Here is a 17,428-nt window from a genome sequence, read left to right as displayed (position 1 = left end):
GGGTTCCCGCGCGCGCAGGTCGCCGAGCACACGGGGTACCGACGACGCGCGACCCGTCAGACCTGGCGGGCCAGGGCGGTGGCGGCGAACTTGGCGTCCGGGTCCAGGACGTCGAGCAGCTTCACCATGACGGCGTCGAGGCGGCCGAGGTCGTCGGCGTCGAGGGGGTCCAGGACGAGCTGGCGGACGCGTTCGACGTGCCCGGGCGCGGAGGCGACGACCTTGTCCCAGCCGGCGTCGGTGAGGATGGCGACCTGGCCGCGGCCGTCGCAGGGGCTCTTCTCCCGGCGCACCCAGCCGTCCTTCTCCAGCCGCGACACGACGTGGGAGATGCGCGAAGGGCTGGCGTTGGAGCGGGCGCCCAGTTCGCTCATGCGCAGACTGCGGGTGGGTTCCTCGGACAGCATCGCCAAGGTCAGGTAGGCCGTCTTCGTGAGGTCGGCGTCCCGCTGCAGCTGGGCGTCGAGCGCGGCCGGGAGCAGTTCCATGAGCGCGCTGAGCCGCAGCCAGACCCGTCGTTCGTCGGAGGTCAGCCAGCGGGGGTTCTGCTCGGTCATCCCGCGATCGTAGCAGATAGTTGCAGATTGAAATACCTTCGGCGCCCCGTCGCCGCGCCGCTCAGTGTGCCACGCCCCCCGTCGCGTCGACCACCACGGCGACCGTGGCCTCCACCCGGGCCAGGGAGTCCTCGGTCAGCGGCCGCCCGGCGAACCGCGCGGCCAGCAGAGCCGCGCCCCGGGACGGTTCGAACCGGGGCGAGCGCACGTCGTACCCGCCCAGCGCCGACAACCGCCGGGCGAAACCCCCGGCCACCTCCGGGACGGCGAGGACCCCGCCGGACCGCGACACCGGGACGACCGCGTCGTCGGCGAAACCCGCGCGGACCCGCACCGCGACGACGAGGTCGACGAGTTCGGCGGCGGCCTCCTCGAGCACACCGGAGGCGACGGTGTCCCCGCGCCGGGCCGCCTCGACGAGCGGGCGGGACAACGCAGCGACCTCCCGCCGGGAGCGGCGCCAGCGGTTCAGGACCACGTCGACGAGTTCCAGGTCGGTGCTCAGGGCGAGGTGCTCGCGCAGGACGTCCAGCAGCGGGCCCGGGGCCCGGCGGCCGTCGCTCATCCGGGAGAACTCCTGCAGGGCGCGCAGGCCGAGCCAGTGCCCGGACCCCTCGTCCCCGAAGCCCTCGCCCCAGCCGCCCACCCGGGCGGCCCGTGTCCCATTGCGGCCGTAGGCGATGGACCCCGTCCCGCTGACGACGCCGATGCCGTCGCTCCCGCCGAGGGACCCGGCCCAGCCGGCGACGACGTCGTTGTCGACGGCGTACCGGTCGTGCCCGAGCAGGTCGGCGGGCAGGGCGTCGAGGACGGGGACGTCCGCGGCCACCTCGCCGTAGGCGGGCAGGCCGAAGAACGCGTGGGTCAGCTCGGCCGGGTCGGTGCCCGCCAGCTCGCACACCGTGGTGACGGCCGCGGACAGGACGTCGCGGGTGACGTCCGTCGTCCCGTCGCCCTCGAGGTGGTAGCAGCTCGGCGCCACCAGTTCGGCGAGGACCTCCCCCTCCCCCGTCAGGACGCACAGCGCCGTCTTGGTGCCGCCGCCGTCGACGCCCAGGAACACGCCGGCGCGGGCGGCGCTCACGGCTGCCACGGGTGGACGGTGACCCCCTGCACGACCCGGTTCACCTCCCCGCCGGGGAACGGGTCGTCGGGCGTCCCGGGCCCGGCGAGGGCGAACCGCAGCGCCAGCAGCTGGGCGGTGACGGCCGCGGGCAGGGCGCGCAGGTCGTCCGGGACACCGTCCGGCAGCGCCGGGTCGACGACGAGCACGTCGCGTTCGCCGAGCGCCGCGCGCAGCTCGGCGACGATGTCGTCGTCGTACCGCCGGGTGTACCCGTCCCCGGACCGGAAGACGACCGCCAGCGTCCCCGCGCGCAGGAACGACTTGGGGCCGTGCCGGAACCCGAGCGCGGTGTCGTGCAGGCCGACGACGGCGCCCGCGGTCAGTTCGAGCAGTTTGAGCGAGGCCTCCCGCGCCAGACCGGCCAGGGGGCCGCTGCCCAGCAGCACGACGCGGTCGTGGCCGCGGGCGGCGACGTCGACCAGCTCCCCCGCCGACCGCAGGGCCGTCTCCGCGGCGGCGGCCAGCTCGGTGACCGGGACCGGTGCGCCCGGGGCCAGCAGCAGCCGCGCGGCGAGCAGCATCGAGGTGAAGCTCGAGGTCATCGCGAACCCGCGGTCGTTCGTCGCGGGCGGCAGCACGACGACCCGGGCGTCCGCACGGCCGGCGAGCGCCGCGGCCAGCCCGCCGTCCGCGTTGCAGGTCACGGCGAGGTGGTGGACCTCCTCCAGCGCGGCGTCCGCGACACCGGTGGCGGCCACGCTCTCGGGGCTGTCGCCGGACCGGGCGAAGGAGACGAGCAGCGTCGGGCGTCCGGTCAACGTCCCGGCGGGGTCGGCGAGCAGGTCCGTCGTCGCGACGGCCTCGACGGCCCGGCCGAGGAGACGGGTCAGCGCGGGAGCGAGCACCTGTCCGACGAACGCGGACGTGCCGGCCCCCGTGAGGACGACGCGCAGGTCGTCCCGGGCCAGCAGGGGCGCCAGCCAGGCCGCCGTGGCGTCGTCTGCGCCGACGAGGCCGGCCACCTCCGGCCACAGGCCGGGTTGCTGGGCGATCTCCGTCGCCGTGTGGCCGGCGCCGCGGGCGCGCAGCCCGTCGAGCTCACCGTCGGGGAAGCGGGGGGTCACGTCGGCTCCTCGGAACTGCGGGCGGGGGCGGGAGGGTGCGGGTCAGGACCGGAGGAACTCGGTGAGGTCGTCGACGCTGCGGACCACGACGGCCCCGTCGCGCAGCCCGTCCGGCAGGTCCGCGAGCAGCGCCTCGTCCGGCACCGCGACGGGTGCGTCCGCGAGGGCCAGGACGGCACCCGCGGCCCGCGCGAGGTCGAGGGCGAACCGGCGCACGTCGTCCTCGCCGTCCAGGTCGAGCATGAGCGAGTCGCACGGGTCGCCGTAGCCGTACACGTCGACGGACCCGTCGCGGGTCTCGACGCGGACGAAGAGGTGCTCCGGGTCGCGTTCGGCGGCGAGCGGTTCCACGACGGCCCGGACGGCCGCCGGGTCCAGGGGGACCTCGGCGCCGCCGGACCACCGCGTGAGGAAGACGTCCAAGCTCACCGGTGGCGCGAGACCTCGTAGAGGGCGATCCCCGCGGCGACGCCGGCGTTGAGGGACTCCACGGCCCCGGCCATCGGGATGCTGACGACCTGGTCGCACTTCTCCCGGACCAGGCGGGACAGGCCCGCCCCCTCGGCGCCCACGACGACGACGAGCGGGCCGTCGGCCAGGCGCAGCTCGGGCAGGTCGACGTCCCCCTCGGCGTCGAGGCCGACGACGAACAACCCCGCCTTCTGGTACTCCTCGATGGCGCGGACGAGGTTCGTCGCACGGGCCACGGGGACGCGGGCGGCGGCGCCGGCCGACGTCTTCCAGGCCGAGGCGGTCATGCCCGCCGCGCGCCGCTCGGGCACGACGACGCCGTTGCCGCCGAAGGCCGCGACGGAGCGCACCACCGCGCCGAGGTTGCGCGGGTCCGTCACGCCGTCGAGGGCGACGACGAGGGCCGGGCGCCCGGAGTCGGCGGCCGCGTCGAGCAGGTCCATCGGGTGCTTGTAGGCGTACGGCGGCACGGTGGCCGCGACGCCCTGGTGGACGGCGTTCTCGGTGAACCGGTCGAGGTCCTGGCGCGAGGCCTCCAGCAGCGGGATGCCCCGGTTGCCGGCCGCGGCGAGGATCTCCTTGACGCGGTCGTCGGTCTCGATGCGGGAGGCGACGTAGATGCCCGTGATGGGCAGTTCCGCGCGCAGCGCCTCGACGATGGAGTTCCGGCCGGCGATCCACTCCGTCTCACCGGTCGCCTTGCGGCGCACGGGGGGACGACCCCCGGGACGGGCGTTCGTGGTGGCCGCGCGGTGGGCCGCCTTCTTGGCCGCCTTGGCCGCGGGGTGGTACGGGCGGTCGCTGGCCTTCGGCGTCGGGCCCTTGCCCTCCAGGGACCGGCGGTTCTTGCCGCCGCTGCCTCCGGTGGGGCCCTTCTTGCCCTTGCTGACCGCGCCGCGGCGCTGGCTGTTCCCTGCCACTACTGCTCACCTTCCAGGACCCACCGAGCTCCGGTGGGCGTGTCCTCGATCACGATGCCCGCATCCTTGAGGGAGTCGCGGACCGCGTCGGCGGTCGCGAAGTCCCGGGCGGCGCGGGCGGCCGCCCTCTGGTCCAGCTGGACGCGCACGAGGACGTCGAGTGCCGCCCGCGCCCCGTCGGACCCGCCGGACTGCTCCACCCACGGGTGGGCGAAGGGGTCCAGGCCCAGCACGTCGAGCCCGGACCGCACGTGCTCCAGCGCCGTCCGCAGCGCCGCGTCGTCCCCGGCCGCCAGGGCCGAGTTGCCGGCCCGCACGGTGTCGTGCAGGACGGCGAGCGCCGCCGGGGTGGCGAGGTCGTCGTCCATCGCCGCGGCGAACGCGTCCGGCACCTGCCCGGTCTCCCCCGCCGACCCCAGCCGTTCGGCGGCCCGGCGGACGAAACCCTCCAGCCGCGAGTACGCGGCCTCGGACTCGGTGAGGGAGCCCTCCGACCACTCCAGGTGCGTCCGGTAGTGACCGGAGACGAGGTAGTAGCGCAGGACGACGGCGCGGTGGCTGCGCAGCAGGTGCGGGATCCCCAGGACGTTGCCGAGCGACTTGCTCATCTTCTCGCCGGACATCGTCACGAAGTAGTTGTGCAGCCAGAAGTTGGCGAACCCGTCGCCCGCCGCGCGCGACTGCGCCTGCTCGTTCTCGTGGTGCGGGAACCGCAGGTCCAGGCCGCCGCCGTGGATGTCGAAGCGCGGGCCGAGGTAGCGCCCGATCATCGCCGAGCACTCCAGGTGCCAGCCGGGCCGGCCCCGTCCCCACGGGGTGTCCCAGGACGCCGTCGCCGGTTCACCGGGCTTCGTGCCCTTCCAGAGGGCGAAGTCGCGCGGGTCGCGCTTGCCGCGCGGGTCGGCGTCGGTGGCCGGTTCCATGTCGTCGAGGCGCTGGTGGGTCAGCTCGCCGTAGGCGGGCCAGGACCGGACGTCGAAGTACACGTCGCCGGAGCCGTCCTGCGCCGCGTACGCGTGCCCTCGGGTGATGAGCCGGTCCATGAGCTCGACCATCTCGGGGACGTGGCCGGTGGCGCGGGGTTCGACCGTCGCCGGGAGCACGCCCAGGGCGTCGTAGGCGGCGGCGAACTCGCGCTCGAAGCGGTAGGCGTGGGCCCACCACTCGCCGCCGGCCTCGGCGGCCTTGGTCAAGATCTTGTCGTCGATGTCGGTGACGTTGCGCACGGCCGTCACGCGCAGGCCGGAGCGCTCCAGCCAGCGGCGCAGGACGTCGAAGACGACCTGGCTGCGGACGTGACCCAGGTGGGGCGACCCCTGCGGCGTGGGACCGCACACGTACATGCCGACCTGCCCGGGGACGAGCGGCGCGAACTCGCGCACCGCGCCGGCGGCGCTGTCGTGCAGGTGGAGGGTCACGAGCTCCAGGCTACCGGCGGCAGGGGCCTTCCCCGGCAGGGAGACCGGGACGCGGACCTCGCCCGTGTCCGGGGGCGTCGCTAGGGTCGCGACCATGGCCTGGACCGTTCCCGCAGTCATCTCCCGCACCAAGGGCGCCCCCGTCGAGACCGTCGACGTCGTGGTCCCCGAACCCGTCGCCGGGGAGGTCGTCGTGGACGTCGCCGCGTGCGGCGTCTGCCACACCGACCTGCACTACCGCGAGGGGGGCATCAACGACGACTACCCCTTCCTCCTGGGCCACGAGGCCGCGGGCACCGTCTCGGCCGTCGGCGACGGCGTCACGAACCTCGCCGTCGGCGACCCGGTCGTCCTGAACTGGCGCGCCGTCTGCGGGCAGTGCCGGGCGTGCAAGCGGGGCCGGCCGCAGTACTGCTTCGCCACCCACAACGCGACGCAGCAGATGACGCTGACCGACGGCACCCCGCTGTCCCCCGCCCTGGGCATCGGCGCCTTCACCCCCAAGACGCTCGTCGCCGCCGGGCAGGCCACGAAGATCGACACCTCCGTCCTCGGCGACAGCTGGGACCCGGCCGTCGCGGGCCTCCTGGGCTGCGGCGTCATGGCCGGCATCGGTGCCGCCGTCAACACCGCCCCGGTCCAGCGCGGCGACACCGTCGCCGTCATCGGCTGCGGTGGCGTCGGGTGCGCGGCCGTGGCCGGCGCCGTCCTGGCCGGGGCCCGGCGCGTCATCGCGATCGACATCGACGACAAGAAGCTGGCGTGGGCGAAGCAGCTCGGCGCCACCCACACCGTGAACTCCCGGGGCCTGGACGAGGCCGGGGTCGTCGCGGCCATCGCCGAGCTGACCGACTCCTTCGGCGCCGACGTCGTCATCGACGCCGTGGGCCGTCCCGAGACGTGGCGGCAGGCGTTCTACGGCCGCGACCTCGCGGGCACCCTCGTCCTGGTGGGCGTGCCCACGCCGGAGATGACGTTGGAGGTGCCGCTGCTCGACGTCTTCGGCCGCGGCGGGGCGCTGAAGTCGTCCTGGTACGGCGACTGCCTGCCCGAGCGCGACTTCCCGCAGCTGCTGGAGCTGCACGCCGCGGGCCGGTTGCCGCTGGACGCGTTCGTGTCCGAGCGCATCGGGCTGGACGACGTCGAGGAGGCGTTCGCCACCATGAAGAGCGGCGACGTGCTGCGTTCGGTGGTGGTCTTCTGAGCGCCCGGGTCGAGCACCTCGTCACGTCCGGGACCTTCTCCCTGGACGGGCAGACGTTCGACGTCGACAACAACGTCTGGCTGCTCGGCGACGACGAGCAGGTCGTCGTCCTGGACGCCCCGCACGACGTGGACGCCATCGCCGCGGCGATCGGCGAGCGACGGTTGCTGGCCGTCGTCTGCACCCACGCCCACGACGACCACGTGCGGCAGGCCCCGGCGCTGGCGCAGCGGTTCTCCACCGGTGAGCACCAGGTGCCGGTCCTGCTGCACCCGGCCGACCGGCCCGTGTGGGAGCTGACGCACCCCGGGGTGGCGACGACCGACCTGGGTCACGGCCAGGTGGTCTCCATCGCCGGGACCGACCTGCACGTCCTGCACACCCCCGGGCACACGCCCGGCGCGGTGAGCCTCTACGCGCCGGACCTCGCGACCGTCTTCACCGGCGACACCCTGTTCGCCGGGGGCCCGGGCGCGACGGGGCGGTCGTTCTCGGACTTCGCCACGATCGTGGAGTCGATCCGGACGGTGCTGCTGGAGCTGCCGCCGGAGACGCGCGTGCACACCGGCCACGGCGACGACACGACGATCGGCGACGAGGCCCCGCACCTGCAGGAGTGGATCGACCGGGGGCACTGAGCGCCCCTCCCCCGGGTCAGCCGGCCGCGCGGTGGATCGCGAGGTCCGTGCGCCCGGGGGCGAGGTCGGGCCGCAGCGCGCGGTCGGGGTACTCCCCGTCGCGCAGCCGTCGGAACGGCCGGGCCGGTTCGTCCGTGATCCCGTCCAGCCGCCGGCGCAGGCGGTCGACCTCGCGCTGCACGCCGCCGGCGTCCAGGCCGTCCGCGTCGTGGACGACGTGCAGGCCGAGCACCTCGACGCCCACGTACCAGAGCGTGCCGTGGGTGAGGGGGAACAGCAGGCTCTCGAGGTCACCGCTGATCCCGCGCGGCCCGATCGACCGCGCGTCCTCCCCCGCTGTGACGAGGACCAGGGCCCGCCGACCCGACAGGCCCCCGTCGCCGTAGCGCAGCGGCACGCCCGACACCGGGTCCACGTCCCCGAACGCGAACCCGGCCGTGAGCACGCGGTCCAACCAGCCCTTGAGGACCGCCGGCGGCCCGTACCACCACAGCGGGAACTGCAGGACGAGCAGCTCGGCGGCCGCGACCTTGTCCTGCTCCGCCCGCACGTCGGCGGGCAGCTGCCCGCGGGCGTGGGCGTGACCGAGCTGCTCGGCGAGGTTGCCCGGCGTGCCGGCGAGGTCGCCGACGTCGCTGCCGCGCAGGACGGGGTCGAAGTCCTGGGCGTACAGGTCCGACGTCAGGACGTCCCAGCGCGCCGACAGCGTCTCGACCCCGGCCGCGGCGAGGCGGCCGTTGAGGGACGCGGGTCGCGGGTGGGCGCTGACCCACAGGGCGGTGCCGGGGATCGGCTCGGTGGTCACGGGGTCTCCTCCGGTGCGGTGCGGGGGTCGGTGACGGCGACGAGGACGCGGGCGAGGGTGCGGCGTGCGACGTCCTCCCCCGTCGTCCCGTCGAGCACGGCGCGCACGAGGGCGTCCCCGGCCCCGACGACGGCGCGGACGGCGGCGGCGTCGAGGCGGCCGAACGGGGCGAGCGCGGAGCGGCAGGCCGACAGGTAGGCCTCCTCGGCCTCGCGGCGCACCGCCGTCAGCGCGCTGGAGCCGGCGAGGGCCGCCACCACGTCGGACAGCTCCCGCCCCTCGGCGAGGCAGCAGTCGACGTAGGCGCCGGCCACGAGAGCGGCGACCGCGTCGAGCCGCGGCGCGGAGCGGGCCAGGGCCGCCGAGAGGGTGGCGTGCTGCCGTTCCTCGAAGGCGCGGTACAGCTCGGCCAGCACCCCAGCCCGGTCGCCGAAGTGGTCGTAGACGAGGGGTTTGGTGACGCCGGCGGCGTCGGCCAGCCGGCCGAGGGTGAAGTCGTCCGTCCCGGCCTCGCGGATGAGGGCGCGAGCGGTGTCGAGGAGCTGGGCGTGCCGCTCCTCCCGACTCAGCCTGCGACGTGCCCCGGTCTCCACGGGTACCCCCTCCTTCGCTTACCACCAGTAACTTACTGATGGTAAGCACAGCGCCTCTGCCCTGGCAAGGTGGTGGCTGTGCGGTGCCGAGTGCCGGTACCGGTCCCACCTGAGAGCATCCGGGGGTGAGTGATCAGCCGGACGCCCCGCCCGCCCCCCTCCACAGCACCCCCCGGGAGCCGGCCACCGAGGTCGTCGCGCGCGGCGTGACGCAGGCCTCGCGCTGGGCCCTGCGCCTGCTCGTGCTGGGCGTCGGGATCGCCGGCCTCATCTGGCTGCTGGGCAAGGGCTGGTCCCTGCTGCTGCCGCTGCTGCTCGCGGTCCTGCTCAGCGCGATCCTGTGGCCGCTGGCCGGGGTGCTGCGCGCCGTGCTGCCGCGGGCGCTTGCCGCCCTCGTCTCGATCGTCCTGCTCATCGCCGTCGTCGTCGGCATCTTCGCCGCCCTGATCCCCAACGTGGCCGACCAGTCCGGGGAGGTCGCCGACTCCGCGATCGCCGGGCTGGACAAGGTGCAGCAGTGGGTGACCGGTCCGCCCCTGAACCTCGGCGACGACCAGATCGGCAACCTCGTCAACCAGGGGATCGCCGAGCTGCAGACCAACGCACAGGCGATCGCCCTCAGCGTCGTGGGCGGCGTCGGGACGGTCGGCGCCCGCATCGGCTCCGGCGTCGTGACGTTCCTGCTGGTCCTCGTGCTGACGTTCTTCTGCCTGTCCGACGGCGACCGGCTGCTGCCGTGGTCGCGGCGCTGGCTGAGCGCGGAGGCGCACCGGCACGCCACCGCCCTCGGGTCGCGGGTCTGGGCCGCGCTGCGCGGCTACATCCTCAGCCAGGCCGCCGTCGCCCTCGTCGACGCCGTCTTCATCGGCGTCGGTATGGCGATCGTCGGGGTCCCGTTCGCCCTGCCGCTGGCCGTGACCATCTTCTTCGCGGCCTTCATCCCCATCGTCGGGGCCGTCGTCACGGGGGTCCTCGCGGTCCTCGTCGCCCTCGTGACCCTCGGCTGGGTCCAGGCGCTCATCGTGCTGGGGATCGTCCTTCTCGTGCAGCAGCTCGAGGGCAACGTCCTGCAGCCGCTGCTCGTCGGCAAGTCCCTCGCACTGCACCCTGCGGTCGTCATCGGGTCGGTGACCATCGGCGGCACCCTCTTCGGCATCACCGGCGCCTTCCTCGCCGTCCCGGTGGCGGCGATCGTCACCGTCGTGCTGCGGTACGTGCACCACGAGCTGGTGCCGGACGAACCGGAGAACCCGCAGGCGAAGGAGTCGAACAAGCGCAAGCGCCGGGTGCGCCACCCCGAGGACGAGCAGCCGCAGCCCGCCACCGGACCGCAGGAAACCCCCGCGGACCGCGACTGACCGTCAGGCCGGCCCCAGCGCCTCCAGCAGTCCGAGCAGGTCGGCGTCGGCCCCGCGCGGCGCCAGCACGCACAACCCCACGGGCAGCTCACCGACGCGCCCCCACGGCAGGCCCAGCGCGGGGACGCCGCACTGCGAGGCCAGCGTCGTGAGCTGCAGCGTCCCGGCGCGCGCCGCCTCGAACCCCTCGGGCCCGGCGTCGCGCGGCGGGGCCGGGGTGCTGGTGCTCGGCAGGCAGAGCCAGCCCCGGGTCAGCAACCCGTCGAGCCACTCCCGGGTGCGGGCGACCACGTCGCGGGCCGCCGCCAGCTCGTCGGCCCCGACAGCCGCGCCCGCCCGGAAGCGGGTGGCGACCGAGGGCGACAGCGCGTCGGGGTTGGCCTCGATGAACGCACCGTGGTTCGCCCAGGCCTGCGCGGCCTGGACCGTGCGGAAGGCCGCCGTCCAGGCCGCGGGGGCGCCCGCCGGCACCTCGACGTCGCGGACGGGCAGACCCGTCGCGACGGACAGGGCCGCCAGCGCCGCGTCCACGGCGAGCGCCGTCGAGCGGTCCGCCAGACCGGTGAGGAACTGGCTGCGCAGCAAGGCCTCCGGCCGGGCGGAACCGGTGTCCGCGCCGAGCAGCACGGCCGCGCCCCGCCGCAACGTCGCCCCGTCGCGGGCCAGCAGCCCGACCGTGTCGAAGTCCTGCGCCAGCGGCAGCACGCCCTCGACCGGGACGACGCCGTGGGTGGGCCGCCAGGCGTACAGGCCGCAGTAGGAGCCGGGGACGCGCAGCGAACCGGCGGTGTCGGTGCCCAGCCCGAGGTCGGCCGTCCCCGCGGCGACGGCCGCGGCCGAGCCCGAGGAGGACCCGCCGGGGACGCGGCCGGGGGCCCGCGCGTTCACAGGGGTGCCGCTGTGCTCGTTGACGCCCATGAGGGAGAACGCGAGCTCGTCCGTCTGCGCGGTGCCGGCCACCTGCGCGCCCGCGTCGAGCAGCCGCTGCAGCGCGGGCGCGTGCGCCGGCTCGAGCGGGGCCTGCTCCAGCCAGGCGGGGACGCCTCCCCCGACGCGCTGCCCCGCGACGGCCACGAGGTCCTTCACGGCGACGCGGAGGCCCAGCAGCGGACCGGCCTGAGCGCCGGCGACCAGGGGCGCCCCCCGCAGCCGCCAGGTGGCGGGGTCGTCCGCGGCGGCGGGGTCGAGGGACGCGGTGACGGGCCCCCCGGAGACGTGCGCCGCGTGCACCCGCCAGCTTCCGGCCTCGTCCCGGTGCCACCACTGCGTCTGCACCCCGGCGCCGTGCTCGCGCTCGGACTCGGCGACGACGTGCGCGTCGTCCGGGCCCGTCCAGCGCACGTGCACGCGCCGCAGCCACCGGGCGGGGGCCCCGCCGCGCGCGGCCCGGAAGGCCGCGATGTGCTCGGCCCCGACGAGCACCCCCGTCCCCTCGGCGCGCAGGGTGGCCGGGCCGGGGGCGAAGAGCTCGTCGAGCACGGCGACGTCGTCGGCCATCAGGGCGCGCTCGTAGCGGGTGACCGCGGCGAGCAGCCCGGCCTCGTCGTGGTGGGCGTCGGTCACGGGTGCCTCCGGTCGTCGTGGGTCAGCGCGGTGGGTCAGCGCGGGACGACGAGCGCCGTGGCGATCGCCGCGATGCCCTCGCCGCGGCCGGTCAGGCCCAGTCCGTCGGTCGTGGTGCCCGCCACCGAGACCGGGGCGCCGACGGCGGCCGACAGGGCCGCCTCCGCCTCGGCGCGACGGCGCCCGATCTTGGGGCGGTTGCCGACGACCTGCACGGAGACGTTGCCGACCTCGAAGCCGGCCTCGCGCACGAGGCGGGCGGCCTCGCCGAGCAGTCGCGCGCCGGACGCGCCCGCGAACTCGGGGCGGGCCGTGCCGAAGTGGGCGCCCAGGTCGCCCAGGCCGGCGGCGGCGAACAGGGCGTCGCAGCAGGCGTGCGCGGCGACGTCGCCGTCGGAGTGGCCCTCGGGCCCGGACTCCTCGTCCTCCCACAGCACCCCGGCGACCCAGCACGGGCGGCCCACGGCGAGCGGGTGGACGTCCAGGCCGGTGCCGACGCGGGGGATGGTCACGGAGCCTCCGGGGACAGCAGGGCCTGCGCGAGCAGCAGGTCGAGGGGGCGGGTCACCTTGAAGGCGCGTTCGTCGCCCGGCACGGTGCGCACGGTGTGGCCGAGGGCCTCGAGCATCCCGGCGTCGTCGGTCGCCGCCGCCCCCGGAACGGCGGCCTCGTGGACGGCACGCAGGACGTCGGCGGCGAACCCCTGCGGGGTCTGGACGGCGACCAGCTCGGAACGGTCCAGCGTCTCGAGGACCGTCCGGTCCGCGACGCGCTTGACGGTGTCCGAGACGGGCACGACGGGGACCACGCCGGCGGCACCGGCGCGGACGGCCGCCACGACGGAGGTGAACACGTCGGGCGGGGTGAGGCAGCGGGCGGCGTCGTGCACGAGCACGACGTCGACGTCCTCGGGCAGCGCGCGCAGGCCCGCGCGGACGGAGTCCTGCCGTTCGGCGCCGCCGGTCACGACGAGGACGTCGGCCACCACGGGCGACAGCAGCGAACGGACCTCGTCGCACGCACCGAGCGGCGCGACCACCACCACGACGTCGACGACGTCGGAGGCGGTGGCGCGCCGCAGGGCGTGCACGAGCAGTGGTTCACCGGCCAGCGGCACGAGCGCCTTGGGGCGCGACGCGCCGAGCCGGTCGCCCCGGCCGGCGGCCGGGACGACGAGCGCGGTCCTCAGGAGGCCAGGACCTCGTCGAGCAGCGACTCGGCCTTGTCCTCGTTGGTGTTCTCGGCGAGCGCGAGCTCGGAGACGAGGATCTGCCGCGCCTTGGCGAGCATGCGCTTCTCGCCCGCGGACAGGCCGCGGTCCTGGTCGCGGCGCCACAGGTCGCGGACGACCTCGGCCACCTTGACGACGTCACCGGACGCCAGCTTCTCCAGGTTCGCCTTGTAGCGGCGCGACCAGTTGGTCGGTTCCTCCGCGTAGGGGGTGCGCAGGACCGAGAACACCCGGTCCAGCCCCTCGCGACCGACGACGTCGCGGACGCCGACCAGGTCCACGTTGTCCGCCGGCACCTCGATCGTGAGGTCGCCCTGGGCGACCTTCAGCACGAGGTACAGCTTGTCCTCACCCTTGATGGTGCGGGTCTTGATCTCCTCGATCAGTGCTGCCCCGTGGTGGGGGTAGACGACCGTTTCGCCGACCGTGAAAGCCATAGAACGTGACCCCTTTCCCTGCACCCAGGTTACCACGTTGAACGGGGGCCGGACAGTCCCGGACGGAGCGTTTGCGCAGGTCAGAGGCTCACAGCTCGAGTTCCAGGGGTTGACAGGTCCCCGGTGACGTGCTTCGCGCGCGCCCCAGGCGGTTGCTCTGCGTCACGACGTCGTCACGTCTGAGCGGTCCCGGCGGGCGTCCCGGCCCGTGACGAGACCGTGATCAGGACGTGATCGCTACGCACCGCTCCCCTGCGACCGCAGCTACGACTGCCGGTAGTCTGACCGCGTGAAGCTGCGCACCCCGCTCCTGACCAGCGGCGTCCCGACCCGCGGGTGGACCCGCCCCGTCCGGCGCTCGGCCCTCGCGGTCGTCACCTCCGCGGCCGTCCTCGGGGTCGCCGGGTGCTCGGTCTTCTCGCCGCCGACCGTCCTGAAGCCCTACGCCCCCAGCGACGGGTCGCAGACGACCGTCGGCGGGGTCGAGGTCCGCAACGTCCTCATGGTCTCCAGCGGTGTCGACGAGCCGGGCGTGCTCTCCGCCGTGCTGGTGAACTCCGGCTCGGCCCCCGCCGACGTGTCCGTCTCCGTCGACGTCGACGCCGGTTCCCCCACGACCGAGCAGTTCACGGTCGCGCAGAACGCCTCCGTCCACATCGGCGACCCGGGTGCCGTCGCGGACGACGCGGCCTCCACCGACGACGACGCGGGCGACCAGGAGCAGGTCGCTTGGCTGCAGGTGCCGCAGGTGCCCGTGGTCCCGGGCCAGACCGTCCCGGTGACCTTCACGGTCAACGGCCAGAACGCCTCCGTCAACGCGCAGGTCCTGCGGCCGTGCTTCGAGTACGCGACCGTGACGCCGACGGTCCCGGCGCCCACGTCGTCGGCCACCTCCAGCCCGGGTGCCACCGCGGGCGCAGAGGGCACGGCGACCGCGTCCGGTACCCCGTCGACGAGCACCACCTCGGCGTCCGCCTCCCCGACGATCAGCTGCGGCCCGGTCACGGGCGAGGAGCAGGGCCTGCTGGGCGAGGACCAGGAGGGCGGCGAGGGCTGACACCCCCCGCGCAGCGCACGTACGAGAGGGGCGGTCCCGGTCGGGACCGCCCCTCTCGTGCGTGCGGGACCGGGCCCCGCCGAGGTCAGCCCTCGAACTTGTAGCCCAGCCCGCGGACGGTGACCAGGTACCGGGGGTTCGAGGGGTCCGGTTCGATCTTGGCGCGCAACCGCTTGACGTGGACGTCGAGCGTCTTGGTGTCGCCCACGTAGTCCGAGCCCCAGACGCGGTCGATGAGCTGGACCCGCGTCAGCACCCGTCCGGCGTTGCGCAGGAGCAGTTCCAGCAGCTCGAACTCCTTCAGCGGCAGCGGGACCCGCTCCCCGCGCACGGTGACGACGTGGCGGTCGACGTCCATCCGCACCCCGCCGGCCTCGACCGTCGTCTGGACGAGCTCCTCCGGTTCGGCCCCGCGCCGCAGCACCGCGCGGACGCGGGCGAGCAGCTCGCGCGAGGAGTACGGCTTGGTGACGTAGTCGTCGGCGCCGATCTCGAGCCCCACGACCTTGTCGATCTCTGAGTCCTTCGCGGTGAGCATGATGACCGGGACGCTGGAACGGGTCCGCAGCTGCCGGCACACCTCGGTGCCGGGCAGGCCCGGGAGCATGAGGTCGAGCAGGACGAGGTCGGCGCCCTCCTTGTCGAACTCCTCGAGGGCGTCGGGCCCGTTCTCGGTGACCGCCACGTCGTACCCCTCCCGCCGCAGCAGGTAGGACAGCGGGTCGGAGAACGACTCCTCGTCCTCGACCACCAGGATGCGCGTCACGGTCGGACCTCCAAGGGACTGTTCGGTGCGGGCCGGCGGCCGGCGGTCCCACCCGCGGCCGTCGGTGGACTGGACGTCGGGGCCGACGTGCCGGACTCCGCCGGCGTCGCGGCGGCACCCGTCGCGGGATCGGCGAGCTCGGGGTCGGGCAGCCGCAGGGTGAAGGTGGACCCCTCGCCCTCGGCGCTCCAGACCCGGACGTCGCCGCCGTGGTTCCCGGCGATGTGCTTGACGATCGACAGCCCCAGGCCGGTGCCCCCCGTGGAGCGGGACCGGGCCGCGTCGACGCGGTAGAACCGTTCGAAGATGCGGTGCAGGTCGGCCTGGCTGATGCCCACCCCGCGGTCGGCCACCGACAGGTCGATCGTCGGGACCTGCTGCCCCGCCGGCGTTCCCACGACCTGACCGGTCCCCCGCCGCACCTCCACGACGACACGGCTGCGTTCGGGCGAGTAGGCCAAGGCGTTGTGGACGAGGTTGCGCAGCGCCGTGACGAGGAGCTCGCGGTCCCCGCGCACGTGCAGCCCGCGCTCGCCGGCGACGACGACCTCGGACCCGCGCTGGTGGGCCACCGTGCCGACGCGGTCGACGGCCTCGGCGACGATCTGGTCGACCTCGAGGGACTCCGGCTGGAGCACCGTCTCGGCGGCCTGCAGGCGCGAGAGGTCGATGATCTCCTGCACGAGCGCGGTCAGCCGGATGGACTCCCGCCGCATGCGGCTGGCGAAGTGGCGCACGGCGTCGGGGTCGTCGGCGGCGTCCTCGACGGCCTCGGACAGCAGCGACAGCGCACCGACGGGGGTCTTCAGCTCGTGGCTGACGTTGGCGACGAAGTCACGGCGGACGGCCTCGACGCGGCGCGACTCGGTGCGGTCCTCCAGCAGGAGCATGACGTGGTGCGGCCCGAGCGGCGTGACGCGGGCCAGGACGACGGCGGGGGGACGACCCAGACCCGCTCCGAGCTCGGTCTCGGTCTCCCGGACCCGTCCGTCGCGGCGGCAGGCCCGGACCATGTCGCGCAGCTGCGCGTCCACCAGCTCCCCGCCGGAGACGACCCCGGCGGCGTAGGCGGCGGCGCTGGCCTTGACGACCACGTCGTCGGCCGCCAGGACCACGGCCGAGGACCGCAGGGCCATGAGGACGTCGCTGACCCCGGGCGGCAACCCTCCGACGGGCGTGGCCGGGGGCGACGGGGGCCGCTGGAGGCGCTCGGAGACGCGGAACGCCAGGACGCCCGCGGCACCGGTCAGCACACCGACCGCCGCGGCGATCGAGACGGAGGCGTCGCCCAGCACCCGACCAGCCTACGGTCGCCGGACGCCGTCCCCGGGCCACCGACGCCCCGTCACCGGACCGGGGCCCAGATGTTCACCCGGCGGGAGACGCTCGTTCACCCGCGCCTGACACGGTGGCCGGGCCGGTGACGGTGCCCGGGACGCAGGATGATGGCCGGGCGGCGTCCCACCGCGGAGCACGGGACGCCCTGCTCGACGACCTCTGGAGGAAACCCCGTGCGCAACGTGTACCACGACGAACTCAGCGGCCTCGTCGACACCCTGGTGGAGATGACGCAGCTCGCCGAGTCCGCCATGACCCGGGCGACGACCGCCCTGCTGGACGCCGACCGGGAGCTGGCCGAGACGGTCATCTCCGCCGACCGGCGCATCGACGACCTGCAGCGCGACCTCGAGGAACGCGCCGTGGACGTCCTGGCCCGGCAGTCGCCCGTGGCGACCGACCTGCGCGTCGTCGTCACGGCGCTGCGGATGAGCTCGAGCCTGGAGCGCATGGGCGACCTGGCCCGGCACGTGGCCAAGCTGGCCCGCCTGCGCTACCCCACGGCCGTCGTCCCGGCCGAGCTGCGCGGCACGGTCCTGCAGATGGGCCAGGTCGCCGAGCGCATCGTCGCCAAGGCGGGCAGCGTCATCGCCACCCGCGACCTCGCGCTGGCCGCCGAGATGGAGGTCGACGACGACGAGATGGACCGCCTGCACCGCCAGGTGTTCGAGCAGCTGCTCGCCCGCACCTGGGACCACCCGACGGAGGTCGCGGTGGACCTGACGCTGTGCAGCCGCTACTACGAGCGCTTCGCCGACCACGCCGTCTCCGTGGCCAAGTCCGTCCTGTTCCTCGTCACCGGCTCGCGCGACGAGGACGCTGCCGCGCAGCGGGTCTGACGCCCCGAGCGGACGCGCCGACCGGCCCGCCCGGGTGTAGCGT

Annotated in this window: 19 protein-coding genes; 5 read left to right on the top strand and 14 right to left on the bottom strand. The window is 75.0% G+C overall.

The genetic code is table 11. The features are described 5' to 3' along the window. Positions 1 to 56 precede the first annotated feature (56 nt). From ACFEMC_RS04220 to cysS, 6 genes are all read right to left on the bottom strand, one after another. The gene (locus ACFEMC_RS04220; RefSeq protein ID WP_367641110.1) at positions 57 to 557 is read right to left on the bottom strand and encodes a MarR family winged helix-turn-helix transcriptional regulator; all 501 of its coding nucleotides are present in this window, start codon (positions 555 to 557) and stop codon (positions 57 to 59) included. A 61-nt stretch (positions 558 to 618) separates the two neighbouring features. Beyond that, positions 619 to 1,650: an N-acetylglucosamine kinase gene (locus ACFEMC_RS04215; RefSeq protein WP_380173913.1), complete on the bottom strand. Its 1,032-nt coding sequence runs from the start codon at positions 1,648 to 1,650 to the stop codon at positions 619 to 621. Beyond that, positions 1,638 to 2,747 (bottom strand): SIS domain-containing protein, encoded by a 1,110-nt coding sequence (locus tag ACFEMC_RS04210; RefSeq protein WP_380173911.1) that lies wholly within the window; start codon positions 2,745 to 2,747, stop codon positions 1,638 to 1,640. Before ACFEMC_RS04210 ends, ACFEMC_RS04215 begins: the two co-directional genes overlap by 13 nt. 42 nt (positions 2,748 to 2,789) lie before the next feature. After that, the gene (locus ACFEMC_RS04205; RefSeq protein ID WP_380173909.1) at positions 2,790 to 3,176 is read right to left on the bottom strand and encodes a hypothetical protein; all 387 of its coding nucleotides are present in this window, start codon (positions 3,174 to 3,176) and stop codon (positions 2,790 to 2,792) included. Continuing rightward, complete coding sequence (gene rlmB / locus ACFEMC_RS04200; RefSeq protein WP_380173907.1) at positions 3,173 to 4,138, bottom strand: 23S rRNA (guanosine(2251)-2'-O)-methyltransferase RlmB; 966 nt, start codon at positions 4,136 to 4,138, stop codon at positions 3,173 to 3,175. The genes ACFEMC_RS04205 and rlmB overlap by 4 nt, the downstream gene beginning before the upstream one ends. Further along, positions 4,138 to 5,556: a cysteine--tRNA ligase gene (cysS, locus tag ACFEMC_RS04195; protein WP_380176586.1), complete on the bottom strand. Its 1,419-nt coding sequence runs from the start codon at positions 5,554 to 5,556 to the stop codon at positions 4,138 to 4,140. The genes rlmB and cysS overlap by 1 nt, the downstream gene beginning before the upstream one ends. Positions 5,557 to 5,650: 94 nt before the next feature. Here cysS and ACFEMC_RS04190 point away from each other — a divergent pair, with 94 nt between their 5' ends. Both ACFEMC_RS04190 and ACFEMC_RS04185 read left to right on the top strand, forming a co-directional pair. Continuing rightward, positions 5,651 to 6,760, top strand: a complete 1,110-nt coding sequence (locus ACFEMC_RS04190; RefSeq protein WP_380173905.1) for an S-(hydroxymethyl)mycothiol dehydrogenase — start codon at positions 5,651 to 5,653, stop codon at positions 6,758 to 6,760. Then, on the top strand, positions 6,757 to 7,398 hold the full coding sequence (locus tag ACFEMC_RS04185; protein WP_380176584.1) for an MBL fold metallo-hydrolase: 642 nt from the start codon (positions 6,757 to 6,759) through the stop codon (positions 7,396 to 7,398). Before ACFEMC_RS04190 ends, ACFEMC_RS04185 begins: the two co-directional genes overlap by 4 nt. 16 nt (positions 7,399 to 7,414) lie before the next feature. On the opposite strand, the gene ACFEMC_RS04180 is transcribed toward ACFEMC_RS04185, so the two are convergent. Both ACFEMC_RS04180 and ACFEMC_RS04175 read right to left on the bottom strand, forming a co-directional pair. After that, complete coding sequence (locus ACFEMC_RS04180; protein ID WP_380173903.1) at positions 7,415 to 8,203, bottom strand: NAD(P)H-dependent oxidoreductase; 789 nt, start codon at positions 8,201 to 8,203, stop codon at positions 7,415 to 7,417. Continuing rightward, positions 8,200 to 8,796: a TetR/AcrR family transcriptional regulator gene (locus ACFEMC_RS04175; RefSeq protein ID WP_380173901.1), complete on the bottom strand. Its 597-nt coding sequence runs from the start codon at positions 8,794 to 8,796 to the stop codon at positions 8,200 to 8,202. Before ACFEMC_RS04175 ends, ACFEMC_RS04180 begins: the two co-directional genes overlap by 4 nt. Before the next feature lie 125 nt (positions 8,797 to 8,921). Here ACFEMC_RS04175 and ACFEMC_RS04170 point away from each other — a divergent pair, with 125 nt between their 5' ends. Then, on the top strand, positions 8,922 to 10,154 hold the full coding sequence (locus ACFEMC_RS04170; protein WP_380173899.1) for an AI-2E family transporter: 1,233 nt from the start codon (positions 8,922 to 8,924) through the stop codon (positions 10,152 to 10,154). Between the two features lie 3 nt (positions 10,155 to 10,157). Here the strand turns inward: ACFEMC_RS04170 and ACFEMC_RS04165 are convergent, their stop codons facing one another. From ACFEMC_RS04165 to ACFEMC_RS04150, 4 genes are read right to left on the bottom strand one after another with little or no spacing between them, the layout of a single operon-like run. Continuing rightward, positions 10,158 to 11,717: an AtzH-like domain-containing protein gene (locus ACFEMC_RS04165; protein ID WP_380173897.1), complete on the bottom strand. Its 1,560-nt coding sequence runs from the start codon at positions 11,715 to 11,717 to the stop codon at positions 10,158 to 10,160. A 35-nt stretch (positions 11,718 to 11,752) separates the two neighbouring features. Beyond that, positions 11,753 to 12,229, bottom strand: a complete 477-nt coding sequence (gene ispF, locus ACFEMC_RS04160; protein ID WP_380173896.1) for a 2-C-methyl-D-erythritol 2,4-cyclodiphosphate synthase — start codon at positions 12,227 to 12,229, stop codon at positions 11,753 to 11,755. Further along, complete coding sequence (gene ispD / locus ACFEMC_RS04155) at positions 12,226 to 12,906, bottom strand: 2-C-methyl-D-erythritol 4-phosphate cytidylyltransferase (RefSeq protein ID WP_380176582.1); 681 nt, start codon at positions 12,904 to 12,906, stop codon at positions 12,226 to 12,228. The genes ispF and ispD overlap by 4 nt, the downstream gene beginning before the upstream one ends. Further along, positions 12,903 to 13,385: a CarD family transcriptional regulator gene (locus tag ACFEMC_RS04150; RefSeq protein ID WP_012084764.1), complete on the bottom strand. Its 483-nt coding sequence runs from the start codon at positions 13,383 to 13,385 to the stop codon at positions 12,903 to 12,905. The genes ispD and ACFEMC_RS04150 overlap by 4 nt, the downstream gene beginning before the upstream one ends. 289 nt (positions 13,386 to 13,674) lie before the next feature. On the opposite strand from ACFEMC_RS04150, the gene ACFEMC_RS04145 reads away from it, so the two are divergent. Then, positions 13,675 to 14,442, top strand: coding sequence for a hypothetical protein (locus tag ACFEMC_RS04145; RefSeq protein ID WP_380173894.1), 768 nt, complete (start codon positions 13,675 to 13,677; stop codon positions 14,440 to 14,442). An 85-nt stretch (positions 14,443 to 14,527) separates the two neighbouring features. Here ACFEMC_RS04145 and ACFEMC_RS04140 read toward each other — a convergent pair whose 3' ends face one another. Next, positions 14,528 to 15,208, bottom strand: a complete 681-nt coding sequence (locus ACFEMC_RS04140; RefSeq protein WP_367641129.1) for a response regulator — start codon at positions 15,206 to 15,208, stop codon at positions 14,528 to 14,530. Continuing rightward, positions 15,205 to 16,500 (bottom strand): sensor histidine kinase, encoded by a 1,296-nt coding sequence (locus ACFEMC_RS04135; protein ID WP_380176581.1) that lies wholly within the window; start codon positions 16,498 to 16,500, stop codon positions 15,205 to 15,207. The genes ACFEMC_RS04140 and ACFEMC_RS04135 overlap by 4 nt, the downstream gene beginning before the upstream one ends. Before the next feature lie 219 nt (positions 16,501 to 16,719). Here ACFEMC_RS04135 and phoU point away from each other — a divergent pair, with 219 nt between their 5' ends. Continuing rightward, a complete protein-coding gene (phoU, locus tag ACFEMC_RS04130; protein WP_367641132.1) occupies positions 16,720 to 17,385 on the top strand; it encodes a phosphate signaling complex protein PhoU in 666 nt (221 codons plus the stop codon). The last annotated feature ends 43 nt before the right edge of the window (positions 17,386 to 17,428 follow it).

Source organism: Kineococcus sp. DHX-1, from assembly GCF_042473625.1.
Lineage (GTDB): Bacteria > Actinomycetota > Actinomycetes > Actinomycetales > Kineococcaceae > Kineococcus.
The sequence above is the reverse complement of the archived record's forward strand: the minus strand, read 5'-3'. Positions and strand labels throughout refer to the sequence as shown.

Excerpts from the sequence above, each read along its gene's own strand:
- ACFEMC_RS04220 (WP_367641110.1), bottom strand. The coding sequence starts at position 557 with ATGACCGAGCAGAACCCCCGCTGGCTGACCTCCGACGAACGACGGGTC.
- ACFEMC_RS04190 (WP_380173905.1), top strand. The coding sequence starts at position 5,651 with ATGGCCTGGACCGTTCCCGCAGTCATCTCCCGCACCAAGGGCGCCCCC.
- ACFEMC_RS04150 (WP_012084764.1), bottom strand. The coding sequence starts at position 13,385 with ATGGCTTTCACGGTCGGCGAAACGGTCGTCTACCCCCACCACGGGGCA.